Annotated in this window: 15 protein-coding genes; 7 read left to right on the plus strand and 8 right to left on the minus strand. The window is 73.4% G+C overall.

Features of this window, described 5'->3' with window-relative positions:
- Nucleotides 1-272: 272 nt before the first annotated feature.
- The 3 genes from ACFW3D_RS06165 to ACFW3D_RS06175 are packed head-to-tail and all read right to left on the minus strand — an operon-like array spanning nt 273 to nt 3,861.
- The gene (locus ACFW3D_RS06165) at nt 273-2,579 is read right to left on the minus strand and encodes an ABC transporter permease (RefSeq protein WP_500501912.1); all 2,307 of its coding nucleotides are present in this window, start codon (nt 2,577-2,579) and stop codon (nt 273-275) included.
- Between the two features lie 5 nt (nt 2,580-2,584).
- Nucleotides 2,585-3,358 carry an ABC transporter ATP-binding protein gene (locus ACFW3D_RS06170; RefSeq protein WP_500501914.1) on the minus strand — a complete coding sequence of 258 codons (774 nt, stop codon included), beginning with the start codon at nt 3,356-3,358 and terminating at the stop codon, nt 2,585-2,587.
- Nucleotides 3,355-3,861 carry a PadR family transcriptional regulator gene (locus ACFW3D_RS06175; RefSeq protein ID WP_026251263.1) on the minus strand — a complete coding sequence of 169 codons (507 nt, stop codon included), beginning with the start codon at nt 3,859-3,861 and terminating at the stop codon, nt 3,355-3,357. The genes ACFW3D_RS06170 and ACFW3D_RS06175 overlap by 4 nt, the downstream gene beginning before the upstream one ends.
- A gap of 169 nt (nt 3,862-4,030) precedes the next feature.
- Here ACFW3D_RS06175 and ACFW3D_RS06180 point away from each other — a divergent pair, with 169 nt between their 5' ends.
- From ACFW3D_RS06180 to ACFW3D_RS06205, 6 genes are all read left to right on the plus strand, one after another.
- The gene (locus ACFW3D_RS06180; RefSeq protein WP_500501916.1) at nt 4,031-5,308 is read left to right on the plus strand and encodes an ABC transporter substrate-binding protein; all 1,278 of its coding nucleotides are present in this window, start codon (nt 4,031-4,033) and stop codon (nt 5,306-5,308) included.
- A 241-nt stretch (nt 5,309-5,549) separates the two neighbouring features.
- Nucleotides 5,550-7,235 carry a glycoside hydrolase family 13 protein gene (locus ACFW3D_RS06185; RefSeq protein ID WP_500501917.1) on the plus strand — a complete coding sequence of 562 codons (1,686 nt, stop codon included), beginning with the start codon at nt 5,550-5,552 and terminating at the stop codon, nt 7,233-7,235.
- A 60-nt stretch (nt 7,236-7,295) separates the two neighbouring features.
- On the plus strand, nt 7,296-8,627 hold the full coding sequence (locus ACFW3D_RS06190) for an ABC transporter substrate-binding protein (protein ID WP_500501919.1): 1,332 nt from the start codon (nt 7,296-7,298) through the stop codon (nt 8,625-8,627).
- A 9-nt stretch (nt 8,628-8,636) separates the two neighbouring features.
- Nucleotides 8,637-9,989, plus strand: coding sequence for a carbohydrate ABC transporter permease (locus ACFW3D_RS06195; protein WP_500501921.1), 1,353 nt, complete (start codon nt 8,637-8,639; stop codon nt 9,987-9,989).
- Nucleotides 9,990-10,078: 89 nt separating this feature from the next.
- Nucleotides 10,079-10,909 carry a carbohydrate ABC transporter permease gene (locus tag ACFW3D_RS06200; RefSeq protein ID WP_500502157.1) on the plus strand — a complete coding sequence of 277 codons (831 nt, stop codon included), beginning with the start codon at nt 10,079-10,081 and terminating at the stop codon, nt 10,907-10,909.
- 148 nt (nt 10,910-11,057) lie between these two features.
- Nucleotides 11,058-12,329 carry an alpha-L-fucosidase gene (locus ACFW3D_RS06205; RefSeq protein WP_500501923.1) on the plus strand — a complete coding sequence of 424 codons (1,272 nt, stop codon included), beginning with the start codon at nt 11,058-11,060 and terminating at the stop codon, nt 12,327-12,329.
- 112 nt (nt 12,330-12,441) lie between these two features.
- On the opposite strand, the gene ACFW3D_RS06210 is transcribed toward ACFW3D_RS06205, so the two are convergent.
- From ACFW3D_RS06210 to ACFW3D_RS06225, 4 genes are all read right to left on the minus strand, one after another.
- Entirely contained in the window at nt 12,442-13,518 is a 1,077-nt protein-coding gene (locus ACFW3D_RS06210) for an adenosine deaminase (protein WP_500501926.1), read from the minus strand.
- Nucleotides 13,515-13,931 carry a VOC family protein gene (locus tag ACFW3D_RS06215; RefSeq protein WP_500501929.1) on the minus strand — a complete coding sequence of 139 codons (417 nt, stop codon included), beginning with the start codon at nt 13,929-13,931 and terminating at the stop codon, nt 13,515-13,517. Before ACFW3D_RS06215 ends, ACFW3D_RS06210 begins: the two co-directional genes overlap by 4 nt.
- Nucleotides 13,932-14,478: 547 nt before the next feature.
- The gene (locus ACFW3D_RS06220; protein ID WP_500501931.1) at nt 14,479-15,972 is read right to left on the minus strand and encodes a PepSY-associated TM helix domain-containing protein; all 1,494 of its coding nucleotides are present in this window, start codon (nt 15,970-15,972) and stop codon (nt 14,479-14,481) included.
- A gap of 161 nt (nt 15,973-16,133) precedes the next feature.
- Nucleotides 16,134-16,754, minus strand: coding sequence for a hypothetical protein (locus tag ACFW3D_RS06225; protein ID WP_500501933.1), 621 nt, complete (start codon nt 16,752-16,754; stop codon nt 16,134-16,136).
- Between the two features lie 92 nt (nt 16,755-16,846).
- Between ACFW3D_RS06225 and ACFW3D_RS06230 the strand changes: the two genes are divergently transcribed.
- Nucleotides 16,847-17,425, plus strand: a complete 579-nt coding sequence (locus ACFW3D_RS06230) for a hypothetical protein (RefSeq protein WP_500501935.1) — start codon at nt 16,847-16,849, stop codon at nt 17,423-17,425.
- A gap of 27 nt (nt 17,426-17,452) precedes the next feature.
- Here ACFW3D_RS06230 and ACFW3D_RS06235 read toward each other — a convergent pair whose 3' ends face one another.
- The gene (locus ACFW3D_RS06235; protein WP_500502159.1) at nt 17,453-18,124 is read right to left on the minus strand and encodes an ABC transporter ATP-binding protein; all 672 of its coding nucleotides are present in this window, start codon (nt 18,122-18,124) and stop codon (nt 17,453-17,455) included.
- Between the last annotated feature and the right edge of the window lie 256 nt (nt 18,125-18,380).

Below are 18,380 nucleotides of genomic sequence, written 5' to 3' on the forward strand. Positions count from 1 at the left end.
GTACTCCTCGGCTGGTACGGATCCCTGAGGCGGGCGTTTCTCATTACGGCACATTCTGCACGTGCCGCAACGCAAGCATCGACGACGGCCGACAGAACGGTCAAGGACCGCGCAGCCGGGCGGCCGGTGTGCTTCATTCTTACCGAGGATCATGCCCGTCGGCCCCGTTCGGTGGCGTACGGCGCCCGGTGTCTTCCCCTCGGCGCGCGCTGAGCGGCATCCGCCGGTTGCGGTCCCCCGGCACGGCAGGGCACGGGCCCGGCGTCCCCTCCTCACTGCGCGTTGAGCAGCATCCGCGGGTTGCGGTCCCCCGCCGCACGGGACGCGGGCAGGACGGAGACGCCCACCGCCACCGCGACGCACACCCCGACGATCAGGAACAGGGAGGCCGCGGGCGGGGACTGGGCGATGCCCGCGCCGACGCCGCTGGCACCGGCCTGCAGGTCGATCAGCCAGTCGGAGGCGTACACCCCCGCGGTGACACCCGCCGCCGCGGCGACCAGGACGACCAGGCCGACGCCGGTGACGACGGTCGCCACGCTCTGCTGGGGCGTCAGGCCCACGGCGCGGTAGGCGCGCATGTCGCGGGCGTGGTCGCGGAGGCCGTTGCCGACCGCCGTGGACAGCTCGGCCAGAGCGATCAGCGCGAGCACGGTGACCAGTCCGATGATCACGCCGCGCACCGGGGAGAGTTCGGCGCCGGGCCCGGTCACCTCGCGCACCTCCAGGGCGCCGTGCGAGGCGTCGGTGAGGGCGCCGCGCACCGCCGACCGGTCGGCGCCGGGACGCAGGGCGAGGCTGTAGTAGGAAGGCCCGACGGAGGCGTCCTGGGCCCGCAGTACGTCGAGCGGGGCGGAGATGACGCGTCCGCCGTGCCCGGTCTCGATGCTGCGTCCGACGATGTGCAGGATGTGCGGGGTGCCGCCGACGGTGACCCGGAGCCACTGCCCGACCTCGATGTGCAGCGCGTCGATCAGGCCCTGTCCGGCGAGTGCCTCGTCGGGTCCGGCGGGGCGCCGGCCCTCCGCGACGGCGAAGGGGTAGGGGTCGGCGATGGTGCCGATCCCCCGCAGGGTGACGGACTGCGACTGGCCCGGGGCGAGCGCGCGGAGTTCGACGCCCGGGTGGACCGCGGCGATCTCGGGCCGCTCCGCGAGCAGTTGCCGGACCGCCTCGTCCGTCAGGCCGTTGGGGCGGGCGGTGAGCGCGCCTGCCTGGCCGAGTTGTTCCGGGTGGTGCTCGAAACGGTCGAGGGTGGCCCAGGTCCCCAGCGCCACGGTGATCATCAGGATCGGCAGGGCGAGCCGGGCGACGGCGGCCGCGGAGCGGGCGGGCCGGTGCAGCACGCCGCGGCAGCCGAGCACCAGCGCGGGCGGGGTGCCCAGGCGCAGCGCGGCCCGGGCGGCGCCGGACAGCCTGCGGCGTCCCGGAACGGCCCCCCGCGCGGCGGGGATCGGCGGCACGCGGCCGGCCCGCCAGGCGGCCAGCACCGTGGCCGCCGCGATGACCAGTACGGTCGCCGCGGCCGTGCCGGGGAGCGCCCAGGTGTACTGCGGCAGACCCTGCCACAGCCCCATGGCGTCCCCCATGGGTCCGGGGATGCCCGGGGCGAACGTCTCCGCGGCCACCGAGCCGAGCAGGACTCCCGCGGTGGCCAGCACCACGTGCTGCACGAGGAACATCCGGACCACCTGGGCCGGGGTGAAGCCGACCGCCTTCAGCACCGAGATGTCCCGGACGTACGCCAGGACACGGGTGGCGATGCCCCCGGTCACCGCGATCGCGGCGGCCAGCAGCGCGGCCAGCCCGAACAGGCCGAGCAGCAGACCGAGAAGGTGGTTGTCGCCCTCGGCGTCGGCGCGGGCCTCCCGCCAGGTGGCGACGCTGGTGACGCGGTCGGGGCCGACGGCGGCGACGGCCCGCGTGACGACGAAGGCGGTGTCCGCCGGGTCCTTCAGCCGCAGCCCCACCGTCTGCCCCGGCCGTGCCGGGCCGGTGGCGAGGCCGCTCACGAGCGCGGGCGACGCCCAGGCGACACCGGGGCTGTCCCCCGGGGAGTAGAGGGGTTCGGCGGTCCCGGCGACGCCGACCACCCGCACGGTGCTGGGCCGTCCGTCGAAGGTCACGCTGATCTCGTCCCCCGGCTCGGCCCACAGCGCGGACGCCACCGACCGTTCCAGCACGATGCCGTCGTTCGCGTCGCCCCGCAGCCAGCGCCCGCCGTCCATCAGCGGCCGGCCCACCGACGGGGGCCTGGTGCCGGCGGCCCGCAGGTCGAGGGCGGCCTTCTCCCGGCCGTGCTGCGCGGTGACAGTGAGGGTGCGGAAGGGTCCGGAGACCGCGGTCACCCCGTCGATCCGGGACAGCGCACGGGTGTCGGCGCTGCCGTCCGTGCGCAGCCAGACGTGGGCGCCCTCGGTGGCGGTGAACATCCGCTGCCAGGGGTTGGCCGCGTACAGCAGCAGGGCGACAGAGAGCAGCAGCGCCCCGGTGATGCCGGCGGTTGCCAGGACGATGGACAGGGCCTGGCCGCGGTGCGTGCGCAGATCGGCGAGGGCCCAGCGGACGGTGGCGCGCACGGCGGTCAGCCCTGCAGCTTTACGACGTCGGCGGCGGCGCGGGAGGGACGCGAGGCGTACGGCGGGGCGTCGAGGGTGATGTCGTCGACGACCTCGCCGTCGAAGAGGCTGATCACCCGGTCCGCGGCGCTGGCCACCTTGGCGTCGTGCGTGACGAGCAGGATGGTCTGGCCGCGTTCGTGGCAGCGGGTCAGCAGCCGCAGCACCTCCCGGGTGCCCTTGCTGTCGAGACTGCCGGTGGGCTCGTCGGCCAGCAGCAGGGCGGGGCGGTTGACCAGGGCACGGGCGAGGGCGACCCGCTGCTGCTCACCGCCGGACAGGTCGGCGGGGGTGCTGTCCTCCTTGCCCGTGAGGCCGAGTTCGGCCAGCAACTCCTGGCGTGCGGCGCGCACCTGGCGGGGGGAGCGGCCGGCGAGCAGGGCGGGCAGTTCGATGTTGTCCGCGACGGTGAGGGTGGAGACGAGGTTGAAGAACTGGAAGACGATGCCGACGCCGCGCCGCCGCAGCACCGCCCAGCGCGCCTCGCTGAGCTGGTCAACCCGCTGCCCGTCCAGCCATATCCGCCCCTGGTCGGGGCGTTCGAGGCCACCGAGCAGGTGCAGCAGGGTGGACTTGCCGGCGCCGGAGGGGCCGGTGACGGCGACGAACTCACCCGGCCGCACCTCCAGGTCGACCCCGCGCACGGCCCGGACCTCGCCGCCGTCCACGCGGTGCGTCTTGACCAGCCCCTCGACCCGGAGCATGTGCGGCGCCGCGGGAGGCGGCTCGGCCCTTCTCATTCCAGCTCCTCCTGGCAGCGCTCCAGCCAGTCGAGGTCCGCCTGCAGGTGCAGTGTCGCGCCCTCGATCAGCAGCTGCGCGATGGTGTCGTCCCGGTCCTCCCCGGCGGCGAGCCGGGACATGGCGCGCATGAGGTTGAGGTAGTGGCGGCGCTGCTTGTTGATCAGGGAGACCTGGTCGGCCATGCCGGTGGCCGGGGCGAGGGCGAGCTTCATGAAGAACTCGTCGCGCACCCGCGGCTCGCTGGACGGCTCGTCGAACCAGGCGGCGACCGCCTCCCGCCCGGCGTCGGTGAGTTCGTAGATCCGCTTGTTGGGCCGGCCGGACTGGGTGACGTCCTCGCCCCGGATCAGTCCCGACTTCTCCAGGCGCGCCAGCGTCACGTAGATCTGGCCGATGTTCGGCTGAGGATAGGCAGCACCGAAAAGCTTCTCAAGGGCCGTCTTCAGTTCGTAACCGTGGGCGGGTCCCTTGGCGAGGAGTGCCATGAGAGGAAGGCGCACGCTCGTCCTGCCTCCTCCCCGGCTACCTGCTCGTTAGGGGCTGCTCACCAGCGCGATCATCGGTGAGCAGGCCGTCTCGCACCAATGGCTAGTATCGCGCATGTCCAACAGGTATACATGTCCCTCCGGAGGACGACGCCGTCGCCGGAAGCGGGACCTGGAGGATCGTATGCGCTGGGCGCGGGCCGCGGGCCGGACCGTGCTCGTGGCTGCCCTGTTGCTGACCGGATACGCCTCCGCGGGCGCCCGCGCCTCCGACGGCCCGCCGGGCACGACGGGCCGGGGCCCGGTGACCCTCGCGACCGGGCGCGACCTGACCGGCTACCTCCAGCACGTACTGGACGGCTGGAACCGTGCCCACCCCCTGGAGAAGGCGACGCTCGTCGAACTGCCCGAGGCGGCCGACGAGGTGCGCGCGCAGATGGCCGACAGCCTGCGCTCCGGCAGCGACCGCTTCGACGTGCTCAACATCGACGTGGCCTGGACCTCCGAGTTCGCCGGAGCCGGCTGGATCGCGCCGGTCGACCCGCGCGGCCTGCCGATGGACCGGCTGCTGGAGTCGGTGCGGAAGACCGCCACGTTCCGCGGGCGGCAGTACGCCGTCCCGTACGTCACCAACGCCGGGCTGCTCTACTACCGCAAGGACATCCTCGACCGCGAGCACCTGGCCCCGCCGCGCACCTGGGCCGAGCTGGAGCGGCAGGCGAAGACCCTCGCCCCCAAGTACCGGATCGGCGGCTACGCGGGGCAGTTCCTGCCGTACGAGGGCCTGACGGTCAACGTCACCGAGGCCGTGCAGTCGGCCGGTGGCGGGATCCTCGGCGGGGAGGGCAGCCGGGTCACCGTGGACTCCGACGCCGCCCGCGAGGGGCTGGGCTTCCTGGTGCGCGGGGTGCGCGAGGGCTGGATCCCGCGCGAGGCCCTGCGCTTCAAGGAGGAGGAGTCCCGGCGGGCCTTCCAGGACGGCCGGCTGCTCTTCCTGCGCAACTGGCCGTACGTGTACGACCTCGCCTCGGCGCCGGGCTCGCGGATCGCGGGACGCTTCGGGGCGGTGCCGCTGCCCGGCCCCGACGGACCGGGCGCGAGCGTGCTGGGCGGGTCCAACCTCGCGGTCAACGCGCACTCGCGGCACCCCGGGACGGCCGCCGACCTGATGGCTTACATGACGGGTGAGTCCGTGCAGCGGCAGGTGCTCACGGAGGGCTCGCTGCCGCCGGTGTGGGCCGATCTGTACCGGGACCCGGCGCTGGTCCGCCGTTACCCGTACCTGCCGGTGCTGGAGCAGAGCCTCAGGGCGGCCAAACCGCGCGCCAAGAGCGCCCGTTACGAGCAGGTGAGCCTGGCGGTGGCGGCGGTGAGCCGGGACGCGCTGGCGCTGCACACGACTCCGGAGCAGGCCGTCGCGCGCCTGGACCGCGAGCTGCGGGAGATCGTGCGGGACCGCTGATCCCGCGGCTCCCCGCTGCGGGCGTCACACCCGCGCCATACATACATGTTAGGTATCGGCGGAGCCTTCCGTACGGCCCGCCACTGCCCACATCCCCGCAAAACATCCCAGTTAAGGCCGACTGTTGGCAGCTTCGTTGACATCCTCCTGACATGACTACTTAACATGTATGCATAACGAGCCACCCGCGCGGCGTGCAGTGTCGTGTCCGTCCGCGCGCCCGCAGTCAGGATGGTGACGGGTGTTCACAGCCCCTCTGGAGGACGGTTCCTCCACCGCCGCCGCCCCCTCGCCCGCACTCACCGCCGTCCGCCCCTGGTGGCGCGACGCGGTGGTCTACCAGGTCTACGTGCGAAGCTTCCTGGACAGCACAGGCGACGGTGTCGGGGACCTGGCCGGGGTCCGGGCGGGTCTGCCCTACCTGCGCAAGCTGGGCGTCGACGGGATCTGGCTGAGCCCCTTCTACCCCTCGCCGCAGCACGACCACGGATACGACGTCTCCGACTACACGGCCGTCGACCCGCTCTACGGCGACCTCGCCGAGTTCGACCGCCTCGTGGCCGACGCGCGGCGTCTGGGTCTGCGCACCGTCGTCGACGTCGTCCCCAACCACTGCTCCAGCGCCCACCCGTGGTTCCGCGAAGCACTGGAACAGGGTCCCGGCGGCACCGCCCGGTCGCTGTTCCACTTCGCCGACGGACGCGGCGAGCACGGCGAACTGCCGCCCAACAACTGGCGGGCGATGTTCGGCGGCCCCGCGTGGTCCCGGGTGACCGAACCGGACGGCCGGCCCGGCCAGTGGTACCTGCACCTGTTCACCCCCGAGCAGCCCGACCTCAACTGGCGGGACCCGCGGGTGGGCGAGCACTTCGAGCACGTGCTGCGCTTCTGGCTGGACCGGGGCGTCGACGGCTTCCGCATCGACGTGGCGGCGGGCCTGTTCAAGCACCCCGCCCTCCCCGACTCCCCCGACCCCGCGGCCGACGAGCGGACCCGCGACTCCGTCAACCCGCTGGCCTGGAACCGTCCCGAGGTGCACGGGGTGTGGCGGCGGTGGCGCGCGATCTGCGAGGAGTACACCGCCCACGACGGACGCGAACGCCTGCTGGTCGGCGAGGTCTCCGTCGCCACCCCGGCCGAACAGGCCCGCTACGTCCGCCCGGACGAGCTCCACCAGGCCTTCTTCTTCCACCTGCTGAGCGCCCCCTGGGAAGCGGGGGCGTTCCGCACCGCCATCGCCGAGGCGCTGCGGGACATCGCCGGGACCGGGTCCACCGTCACCTGGGTACTCAACAACCACGACCAGGTCAGGACCGTCACCCGGTACGCGGGCGGCCCCACCGGGCACTTCGGTGCCGCCCGGGCGCGCGCCGCGGCGCTGCTGATGCTGGCGCTGCCCGGGGCCGCGTACGTCTACCAGGGCGAGGAACTGGGGCTGCCCGAGGTCGTCGACCTGCCGGACGAGGTGCTGACCGACCCGATCTTCCGCCGCACCGGCAGCCGCCGCTTCGTCCGGGACGGCTGCCGGGTGCCGCTGCCCTGGTCGGGTCACGCCTCGCCGTTCGGCTTCACCGCCGGGGGCGGCACGGCCCGCCCGTGGCTGCCGCAGCCGGCCTGGTTCGCCGAGCACAGCGCCGACCGCGCGCTGCTGGACACCGGTTCCTTCTGGCACCTGTACCGGGAGGCGCTCGGCCTGCGGTCCCGGCTGCCCCAGCTCGGCGAGGGGACGCTGCGCTGGCTGGAGGCACCGCCCGGGGTGCTCGCCTTCGTCCGCGGCGAGGGCCTGGTCTGTGCCGTGAACTTCGGCGACCAGCCGGTCCCCGCCCCCGTGCCCGGACACCCGCTGCTGTCCAGCACCCCCTGCCCGCCCGGGGTCCTCCCCGGCAACGCCGCCGCCTGGTGGGTCCACGACCCGGCGCACACCTGACCGTTCCGCACCGGCCGGCGCAGCACCGCACCACCCCACCGTAGAAGGGACTCCACCTCGATGAAGCGCACCCTCGTCGCGGCCACCGCCATATGCGGTCTGGCCCTCGCGACCACCGCCTGCGGCGGTGACACCAAGGCATCCTCCGACTCCGGACCGGCGGCCGGCGGCCAGAAGCTCAAGGGCCAGACGGTGACCGTCGCGGCCGTCTGGACCGGCGTCGAGCAGCAGAACTTCCAGAAGGTCCTGGACGGCTTCACCGCGAAGACCGGGGCGAAGGTGGCCTACGTCTCCACCGGCGACAACTTCGCCACCGTCCTGGGCAGCAAGATCGAGGGCGGTGACTCGCCCGACGTCGCGATGGTGCCGCAGCCCGGCGTACTCAAGGAGTTCGCGGGCAAGGGCTGGCTCCAGCCGCTGTCGCCGGACGTGAAGGGCGCCGCAGAGAAGAACTACGCCAAGATCTGGCAGACCTTCGGCACGGTCGACGGCACCTACTACGGCCTGTACTTCAAGACGTCCGACAAGTCGACGGTCTGGTACAGCCCGCAGGCGCTGGAGACGGCCGGCGTGCAGCCGCCCAAGACCTTCGCGGAGATGCTGGACGCCGCCCGCGCCGTCTCCGACTCGGGCCTGCCCGCCTTCGCCGTCGGCGGCTCGGACGGCTGGACGCTCACCGACTGGTTCGAGAACGTCTACCTCTCCCAGGCCGGTCCGGAGAACTACGACAAGCTGACCCAGCACGAGATCCCCTGGAGCGACCCCACCGTCGTCAAGGCGCTCACCACCCTGTCCCAGCTGTTCGGCAAGGACGACCTGCTCGCGGGCGGCCGCAAGGGCGCCCTGGCCACCAGCTTCCCGGACTCCGTCGCGCACGTCTTCGGCAAGAGCCCCAAGGCCGGCATGGTCTACGAGGGCGACTTCGTCGGCGGAGTCATCTCGGGCGACCTGGGAGGCAAGGTCGGCGAGGACGCCAAGTTCTTCCCGTTCCCCTCGGTCGACGGCGGCCCGGCACCGGTCGTCGGCGGCGGCGAGGCCGCCGTGGCGCTGAAGTCCGGCAAGAACGCCAAGGCGGCCATGGAGCTGATCGCCTACCTGGCCACCCCGGAGGCGGCGGAGATCTGGGCGAAGGCGGGCGGCTTCCTCTCCCCCAACCAGAAGCTGGACCCGGCCTCCTACGCGGACGACACCCTCCGGACGGCCGCCAAGTCCCTGGTCGACGCCGGTGACACGGTGCGCTTCGACATGTCCGACCAGACCCCGCCCGCCTTCGGCGGCACGCCCGGCAAGGGCGAGTGGAAGATCCTGCAGGACTTCCTGCGCGACCCGTCGGACCCGAAGGCCACCGCGGCGGATCTCGAGGCCGCGGCCGCCAAGGCGTACAAGGGCTGAGGCCGGGTCATGTCCGCCCTCACCCGCAAGGTGCCGTCCGCTCCGGCGGGCGGCGCCGTCCCGGCCTCCGTCCGGCGGCGTTCGCGCCGGGCCCGGATCACGGCGATCGTCTTCGCGCTCCCGGCGCTCGCCCTGCTCGGCGCCCTCGTCGGCTACCCCATCCTCTTCTCCGTCGGCCGCAGCCTGTTCGACGCGAGCGGCGACCGCTTCGTGGGCCTGGACAACTACCAGGAGATGTTCAGCGACCCCGCCACCCTGAAGGCCGTCCGCAACACGGCGATCTGGGTGGTGGCCGCCCCGGCGCTGCTCACCGGCGTCGGCCTGGTGCTGGCCGTGCTCACCGAGAAGATCCGCTGGGCCACCGCCTTCAAGCTGCTGATCTTCATGCCGATGGCGGTCTCCTTCCTCGCCGCGGGCATCACCTTCCGGCTGGTGTACGACCAGGACCCGCAGCGCGGGGTCATGAACGCGGTCGCCGTCGCCGTCCACGACACCTTCGCCGACTCCTCCGCCTACCCCGGCGCCCGCCCCCGCGGCACGGACGTCATGAAGGAGTCCGGCGACGGCGGCTACCAGGCGGTCGCGCGGGTGGAGCCGGGCAAGGACGTCACGCTGGGCCTGGTCGGCCTGCCGCCCGCGTCCCTCCCAGCCCAGGCCCACCAGGCGGCGCCCGCGCAGGCCTCCGCCGACGCCGTCACCGGCGTGGTCTACCTGGACTTCGTCCCGGGCGGCGGGGGCACACCGGGCGCCGTGGACCCCAAGGAGCGCGGACTGCCGCACATGGCCGTCGAGCTGACCAAGGGCGATGCCGTCGTCGCCACCACGACCACCGGTGACGACGGTTCCTTCCGCTTCGCGGGCGCGAAGGACGGCCCGTACGGCGTCCGGCTGCCCGGGAAGAACTTCGCGGAGCCCTACGCGGGCATCGACTGGCTCGGCCCGACGCTGATCACGCCGGCGATCATCGGCGCCTACCTGTGGATCTGGACCGGCTTCTCCATGGTGCTGATCGGCGCGGGACTCTCCTCGCTGCCGCGCGAGACGCTGGAGGCCGCCCGGATGGACGGCGCGGGCGAGTGGCAGATCTTCCGCAGGATCACCGTGCCGCTGCTGGCACCCGTGCTGGGCGTGGTCTTCGTGACGCTGGTGATCAACGTGATGAAGGTCTTCGACCTCGTCTACATCATCGCACCGGGCCCGGTGCTGGAGGACGCCAACGTCCTGGCGCTGCAGATGTGGCTGGTCTCCTTCGGCGGCGGCAACAACCAGGGCCTGGGCAGTGCGATCGGCGTCGTCCTGCTGCTGCTGGTGCTGCCCGCCATGGCCCTCAACATCCGACGCTTCCGCAGGAGCAACCGATGACCGTGCAGACCGCTCCGCGCCCCGCCCCGACCACCCCGCCCGGCGGTCCGGCCGGCCGGGCCCCCGGGCGTCCCTCCGTGGCGGCCCGGCTGGTCGCGGTGCTGCGCGGCGGGCTCGTCCAGGTCCTGCTGACGGTCGTCGCGCTGGTCTGGCTCACCCCGACGGCCGGGCTGTTCGTCTCCTCGCTGCGGAGCTCCGACGACAACGCCGGATCCGGCTGGTGGACCGCGCTGCTCCACCCCGGGACGCTGACCTTCGACAACTACTCCGCGATCCTCGGGGACAGCGGGATCACCCAGGCGTTCTGGAACACCGTACTGATCTCGGTGCCCGCCACGGCGGCCGTCGTGGTCCTGGCGGCACTGGCCGGGTACGCCTTCGCCTGGCTGGAGTTCCCAGGGCGCGACTGGGTCTTCCTGGTGGTCGTCGGCATGCTCGTGGTGCCCGTGCAGATCGGGCTGCTGCCGGTCGCCAGGCTGTTCCGGGAGGTCGGGCTGTTCGGGACGACCGCGGGCGTGGTCCTCTTCCACGTGGCGTACGGGCTGCCGTTCGCGATCTTCCTGCTGCGCAACTACTTCGCCGAGATCCCGCGCGAGATGCTGGAGGCCGCCCGCATGGACGGCGGGTCGGAGTGGACGATCTTCCGGAAGCTGGTGCTGCCGGTGGGCCGTCCGGCGATCGCGAGCCTGGCCATCTTCCAGTTCCTGTGGGTCTGGAACGACATGCTGGTCGCGCTGATCTTCGCCGACGCCGGCTCGCAGCCGCTCACGGTGGCCCTGCAGTCGCAGATGCGGCAGTTCGGCGCCAACATCGACGTGCTGGCACCGGGCGCCTTCCTGTCGCTGATCGTGCCGCTGGTGGTCTTCTTCGCCTTCCAGCGGCACTTCGTGGAGGGTGTCATGGCCGGGTCGGTGAAGTAGCCGTTCACGTGGCGGGTGCGGCGATACATCGGAGGTATTCCTTGTCAGTCATCCCGATCCCCCTTAGGGTCGGGGCGGAGGACAGGACTCCTCCGACGTATCACCGCACCCGTGGTCGTCCCTCCCGATCCCCGAGGACCCGTCAGCCATGCCCCTGCAGCCGTGGTTCGCCGACGCCAAGCTCGGCATCTTCGTCCACTACGGGATCTACGCGGTCGACGGCGTGCCCGAGTCCTGGGCCTTCTACAACGGCGACGTCCCCCACGAGCGGTACATGCGCCAGCTCGACGGGTTCACAGCCGCCCACTACGACCCGGACGCCTGGGCCCGGCTCTTCGCCCGCGCGGGCGCCCGTTACGCGGTGCTGACCGCCCGGCACCACGACGGGGTCGCCCTGTGGGACACCGCGCAGGGCGACCTGTCGGTCGTCCGGCGCACCCCTGCCGGGCGCGACCTGATCGCCCCGTACGCGCGGGCACTGCGCGAACAGGGCCTCAAGGTGGGCCTCTACTACTCCCATTCGGACTGGAACCACCCGGACTACCCCAGCGTCCTCCACCCCGCCCCGCCGACGGAGGACGTCGTCACCAGCCGCTTCGTGGCCCCCGCGGACGGCAAGGAGGACCCGGCGGCCTGGGCACGCTACCTGGCCTACCGCGACGCCCAGGTCGGTGAGCTGGTCGACCGCTTCCGCCCCGACCTGCTGTGGTTCGACGGCGAGTGGGAGCGCAGCGAGGAGCAGTGGGGCCTGGACGCCCTGGCCGCGCGCATCCTCGCCGCCAACCCGGAGACGGTCCTCAACGCGCGCATGCTCAGCCACGGCGACTACGCCACGCCCGAGCAGGGCATCCCCGTAGAACCGCCCGCCGGGCCGTGGGAGCTGTGCCTGACCGTCAACGACTCCTGGGGCTTCCAGCACGCCGACCACCGCCACAAGTCGGTTGGCCAGCTGGTCCGTTACCTCACGGAGACGATCGGCGCCGGCGGCAACCTGCTGCTGGACGTCGGCCCCCGCGAGGACGGCACCATCACCCCGGAGCAGACCGCGCGCCTGGAGGGGCTCGGCGACTGGATCCGCGCCCACGCCGACGCCGTGTACGGCACCGTCGCGGGCCTTCCGGCCGGACACCACTACGGCCCCAGCACCCTGTCGGCCGACCGCCGCACCCTGTACCTGGTGTGCTTCGACGCCCCCCGCGAGACCATCGCCGTGCGCGGCCTGCGCAACCGCCTGCGCCGCGTCTCCGTGCTCGGCAGCGGCGCCGTCCTCGGCCACCACGTGACCGGCGGGCTCCACGAGGTCCCCGGGGTCACCTGGATCGACGCGCCCTCCCCCGACGCCCTGGACCCGTACGCCACCGTGCTCGCCCTCGAACTCGACGGCGAACTCGACCTCTACCGCGGCACCGGCCGGGCCTGAGGGGGCGGCGGCACCGACGCGTGGCCGGACGGCGTCAAGGACGCTCGTCCCGCGATGTCGCTGAATGGGTACCGGGCCGGGAGCCGAGCCGGCCCGGTACCCCCATCGTCGCTCAGCGGCCCGCGGTGAGCACGGTCTCGTAGCCCGGCAGGACGACGTCACGGATGATCGCGTTCCGCTCGCCGAAGGGGAGGAACGCGCTCTTGAGCGCGTTGACGGTGACCTCGCGCAGGTCGTCGGCCGTCCAGCCCGCCTCCGTGACCAGCAGTTCCATCTCCCGGGTCATGGTGGTCGCCGACACCAGGCGGTTGTCGGTGTTGAGGGTGACGCGGAAGCCGAGGTCGCGCAGAAGGGTGATGGGGTGCCCGGCGATGGAGGCGGCGGCGCCGGTCTGGAGGTTGGAGGTCGGGCAGACCTCCAGCGCGATGCGGCGGTCGCGGATCCAGCCCGCGAGGCGGCCGAGCTTGCCGTCCACGATGTCCTCGGTGAGGCGGACGCCGTGACCGATCCGCAGCGCGCCGCAGACCTGCACAGCCTGGTGGATGCTGGGCAGGCCGTGGGCCTCGCCCGCGTGGATGGTGAAGGGCACGTTCTCGCGGCGCAGGTGCTCGAAGGCCGCGAGGTGGTCGGCGGGCGGGAAGCCGTCCTCGGCGCCCGCGATGTCAAAGCCGACGACGCCCGCGTCGCGGTAGGCGACGGCGAGGTCGGCCACCTCGCGGCTGCGGTCGGTCATGCGCATCGCACACAGCAGCGTCCCCACGCGGACCGGCGTGCCCGCGGCGGCGGCCTTCGCCATGCCGGCGGCCAGGCCCTCCTGGACGGTCTCGACGACCTCGGCGAGGGTGAGGCCGCGGTGCACCAGCAGCTCGGGGGCGTAGCGCACCTCGCCGTAGACGACGCCGTCGGCGGCGAGGTCCAGCACGTACTCCTCGGCGACGCGCAGCAGGCCCTCACGGGTGCCCATCACGGCGATGGTGTGCTCGAAGGTGGCGATGTAGCGGACCAGGTCGCCGGAGTTGGCCGCGTCGTAGTACCAGGCGGCCAGTTCCCCCGGGTCGGTGGCGGGCAGCGCGTGGCCGATCTCCGCGGCCAGCTCGACCAGGGTGGCCGGGCGCAGGCCGCCGTCCAGGTGGTCGTGGAGGACGGCCTTGGGGAGCCGGCGTATCAGGTCGGTGTCGAGGGCGGTCACGCGGTGTGCTCCTGGTCGGCGGTGGCGGCGGGCTGGAGAAGGTCCCAGCGGTTCCCGTACGGGTCCTGGAAGACGACGACCGAGCCGTACGCCTCGTGGCGGGGCTCCTCCAGGAAGGTCACCCCGGCGGCACGCATCCGCGCGTGGTCGCCCGCGAAGTCCTCGGTGTGCAGGAAGAAACCGACCCGCCCTCCGGTCTGGTCGCCGACCCGCGACAGCTCCGCGTCGTTCTTGGCGCGGGCGAGCAGCAGCCCGCTGCCCGCACCGCCGCCGGGCGGGCGCACGACGACCCACCTGCTCCCGCCGGGGCGCGGCTCGTCCTCGGCGAGCTCGAAGCCGAGTGCGCCGGTGTAGAAGGCGATGGCCTCGTCGTAGTCGCGGACGACGAGGGTGACCAGGGCGATACGGGACATGCCCGAACGTTATACGTAACACCACGACCCGGGCAAGGCGCCCCTTCCGGCCCGGCCGCCGGGACGTGCCGCGGGCGCCGGCGGCACGCCCTGACGACCCCGCCGGCCGGGCCCGAGCACACCCGTCAACCTCCTCGGCGTTCGCGGCACAGACCCACGTCCTTGGGCACCCCACCCGACCACTGGCCTCCCCCGACCTTCGGCCAGGGGGCCCCTGGCCGAGCCCCCTTCCACAGGTCGGGGCGGCTGACGGCCGGTGGGGGATGCGAAGGCGAACCGGGGTGACCCCGGATTGCCTCCTCACCCCCCTCCGGCGTCAGTCGCCCATACGACAGGAGGGGGTGTGGCGGGGTGCGCCCATGGGGGTCCCCCCGGCCGAAGGCTGGGGGAGACGAGCGGTGATGCCGGTGACGGAATGCTCCGGCAAATCCGCGAGCGCTGTGGGGGTCCCCGGCCGAAGGCTGGGGGAGGGAGGGCGGCGGGAAAAGAACCCCAACCGCAGCCACGAACCGCGCCGCACACCAGGCCCGGGGCGCCGGAGAAGCCGTCAGCCGGTGCGCACCCCCCTCCGGAGCCCCACGACGACGTCGAGGACGAGGAATCCGAGCAGGGTCACACCGAGGACGGGCAGCGCCCAGCCGAGGGCGACGACGGCGGGGATGCCGAGGACCAGCGCGAGGACGGGCAGGCGCCGCCATGTGCCGCGCGCGGGGGCCCGGCCGAACGGTGCCGTGCGGTCCTCGCGGACGGGCCGGCGCTGCCACCACATGCGGTAGCCCCAGCCGATGACGAGGATCAGGCCGAGTGCCACCACCGCCAGCACGATCTGGTTGACGAGCCCGAAGAGCAGGCCCATGTGGCCCTGGACGCCGAGCTTGCTGAGCTTGGCCAGGGCGGGGTGGTCTGCCCAGCGGCTCTCGGACGTGACCTGCCCGGCTGCGGCGTCGACGGCGACGCGGTCGTAGTGCACCGGCCACCGGTCGTCGTCCTGGGCCACGGTCCAGGCGGTCGCCGCGTCGGCGGGCGGGGTCAGTTCCACCCTGCCGCCCAGGCCCGCGTCCCGGGCCACCGCCAGGACCGTGTCGAAGTCGGCCGGGTCGGCCGACGCCGTGGTCCGGCCGCCGGTGTGCCCGGCGTGTCCCTCGTGTTCTTCCCCGGCGCCGGTCCCCGCGCCGGGCAGGGCGGTGTCGAGCGCGGGCGCCTGCCCCTTGACCGCGTCCAGGAGCAGCCCGAAGCGCTCACCGGCGTAGTGGGACCAGGTCAGACCGGTGGCGCTGAGGAAGAGCAGGCCGAGCGCGAGCCACACGCCGGTGGCGGCGTGCCGGGTACGGGTGCGGCGCACCCCCCGGGCGGACCGGTCCGGCAGCAGCACGCCGCGGGCCGTGGCGGCGCGCTGCCCGCGGGCGCGTCCGATCCACAGCACGAGCCCGCCCGCGACGATCACCCAGAGCCAGCTCGCAGCGACCTCGGAGTAGAGCCTGCCGGTCTCCCCGAGGTGGAGATTGCGGTGCAGGTCGTCGAGCCAGGTCGTCAGCGGCGTCGAGCCGAACCAGGTGGTCAGCTCCCCGCGCACGCGCCCCGTGTAGGGGTCGACGAACACCGTGCGCTGCTTGTCGCCCAGTTCGGGGACGGACAGCACCACGCGCGTGGTGTCCTCGGGTCCGGACGGGGTGATCACCGAGGCGAGCGTCCCCTCCGGGTGGGCGGCCCTGGCGGCCGCGATCTGCTCGGCCAGCGGACGCGGTTCGCCTGCGGTCCGCTCGACGTACAGCACGTCGCCGTGGACGAGCCGGTCGAGTTGCGGTGTGAAGGTGTAGGCGAGGCCGGTGAGGGCCGCGACGAGGAGGAAGGGGGCGACGAACACCCCGGCGTAGAAGTGCAGTCGGACCAGCAGTGTGCGCACCTCGCGCCAGGAACGCTCCGGCCGCGCGGTGGTGGCGGGCCGGGCCGCGGCGGGTTCCCGGGCAGGGGGTGGAACGGCAGGGGGGACGGCGTCCCCGTCGTGGCCGTCGGTCGGTGTCTGTTCCTGCGTGGAAGACATGGGTGCATCCCCGATCGGCGCCCGGCGCGCACGGCGCGGGCGCGGGTGAAGTCGGCAGGTCGGTCCGCCTTCGCGGCGGGACGGCGTGGCCGCGCGGCAGGGAGTGCCGTGCGCGGGCAGGCCGGACTGCGCCCGTCACCGCCGGTGGGCGGGACGGACGGTCAGAAGGCGATCGCCGGCTTCGGTGGGCCCCTGCGTGCCACCGTGTGCCGCAGGGGCGTCCGGCGGGGCGGGCGCACCGGACGGGGGAGGACCGCGGGACGGCCCGGGGCGGGGCGGCCGTGGGTCACTGCGATGCGTACCGCCCGGCGCAGCGGGGCGAGCAGGAACGCGGTCAGGGCGCGGCCGGCCCGGAACACCGCGGCCTCGCCCCGCCACAGCCACAGTCCGCACAGCACCGCGGCGAGCGCGTGGGCAGCCGCCATGCCCGTGGTCCAACCGCCGGTGGCGGAAGCGGACATGGGCATCGTGCCCATCGCCGCGGCCGTGTGCCGGTAGGCGGGGCCCGGGTCGGCGGGGGCGGCGGCGAAGGCCTGGGCGAGGCCGAACCAGGCGTGCAGCGCGAGCTGCGCCCCGACCGTGGATGCGGTGACCGCGAGGGCGCCGCGTTCCCGGCGTCCGGCGAGCCACCAGGCACCGGCGGTCGTGGCGGCGAAGGCGTACCCCACGGCCCAGCCCGGCACCGCCCGCGACATCAGGGCGTGGCCGAGCCCGGTCGCCGTCACGCACACGGCCGCGAACACCGCGGCGCGTACGAGGCGGAAGGCGGGCCCGGAGGTCATGGGCAGACATGGTGCCAGGAGCGTCGCCACCCGCGCCACGGGTCCCGAACCGCCCCTCCCGTTGGGCCTCCTGGTTCCCGTAAATTGCTGTCATGGGGGCAGCGGACGCAGGGGACGGACCGGTGCGGGGCGGCCGGGGAACGGAAGGGCACGGCTTCGGCACGGGTCTTCCCGCGGGCTCGGGCGCGGGTCTTCCCGCGGGCTCGGGCGCGGGCGTCCGCGAGGGTTCCGCCCATCCCCTGGCGCTCCTGCTGGCCGGTGTGCTGTTCCTCGCCGCGGGCGTCTGGTTCCTGACCGCCGCGGCCAGGGACACCCTGGCCGTGCGCTACGGCGTGCACACGCTGGGAACCGTCCACGAGGCGCACGACGGCTCCGGCGACGGCCGGCTGTGGGTGACGTTCACCGTGGCGGGCGCCGAGGTCACCCACCCGCTGCCGGCGGGCACCAACCGCCGCCAGGTCGACCACGGGGACCGGCTCCCCATCGTCTACCGGGCCGACCGTCCCGAGCGGGTCGTCGCCCGCCGCGACGTCGGGCACGGGCCCCTGCTGTTCTGGTCGGGGTTCGCCGCGGTGGGACTCGTCCTGGTCGGCTGGTCCGGCCTGGCACTGCATCGCGCCGGGCCGCGGCCGACGCGCGGCGGCCCGGGCCCACGTACGGGGACGGTCTGAAGCACGCCGCCGCCGCGTGGGGTGGGGTCAGTCGGTGGTGGTGATGTGGCCGTCGCGCAGTTCCAGGACGCGGTCGGCGAGGGCGATGAGCTGGGGGTCGTGGGTGGCGACGAGGGCGGTGACGCCTTCGCTGTGGACGACGGCGCGCAGGAGTTCCATGACGGCGCGGCCGGTGTCGGCGTCGAGTTGGCCGGTGGGTTCGTCGGCGATGATCAGGGCGGGGCGGTTGGCGAGGGCGCGGGCGATGGCGACGCGTTGCTGCTGGCCGCCGGACATCTCGCCGGGGCGCTGTCCGGCGTGGCCTTGCAGGCCGACGAGGGAGAGCAGGAGGTTGACGCGTTCCTCGCGTTCGCGGCGGGGGGTGTTGCACAGGCGCAGGGGGACGCCGACGTTCTCGGCGGCGGTGAGGATGGGCAGCAGGCCGAAGGACTGGAAGACGAAGCCCATGCGGTCGCGACGCAGGGCGAGCAGGTCGCGTTCGGGCAGGCCGTTCAGGGTGGTGCCGTCGACGGTGACGTGGCCGGCGTCGGCGCGGTCCAGGCCGCCGATGATGTTCAGCAGGGTGGTCTTGCCCGAGCCCGAGCGGCCCTTGAGCGCCACCAGTTCCCCGCGCGCCACGGAGAAGGAGACCCCGCCCAGGGCGTGCACCGCGGTGTCCCCGGTGCCGAAGGTGCGCACCAGGTCCTCGACCACGACCATCGCCTCGGAGGCCGCACCGTCGCCCGCCGGGCCCTCACGCCGTTCCAGCAGTCCCTCACTCATGCCGGTCAGCATAGTGGGATATTTTTGTGCCACTGTTCACACGGTGGCACCGAGGACGGATCCGCAGATACGATGATCACAGGAGATTAGGTCTGCGTTCCTCCCACCCACGGGTGAACGTGGGGACACCTGTGCGATCACGTCATGACCTGGGCGTAAGCTGTGCCCCTCCTCACCGCTCCGCGGTGACCTG

The organism is Streptomyces sp. NPDC058864, assembly GCF_042742985.1.
In the GTDB taxonomy this organism is placed as follows: Bacteria; Actinomycetota; Actinomycetes; order Streptomycetales; family Streptomycetaceae; genus Actinacidiphila.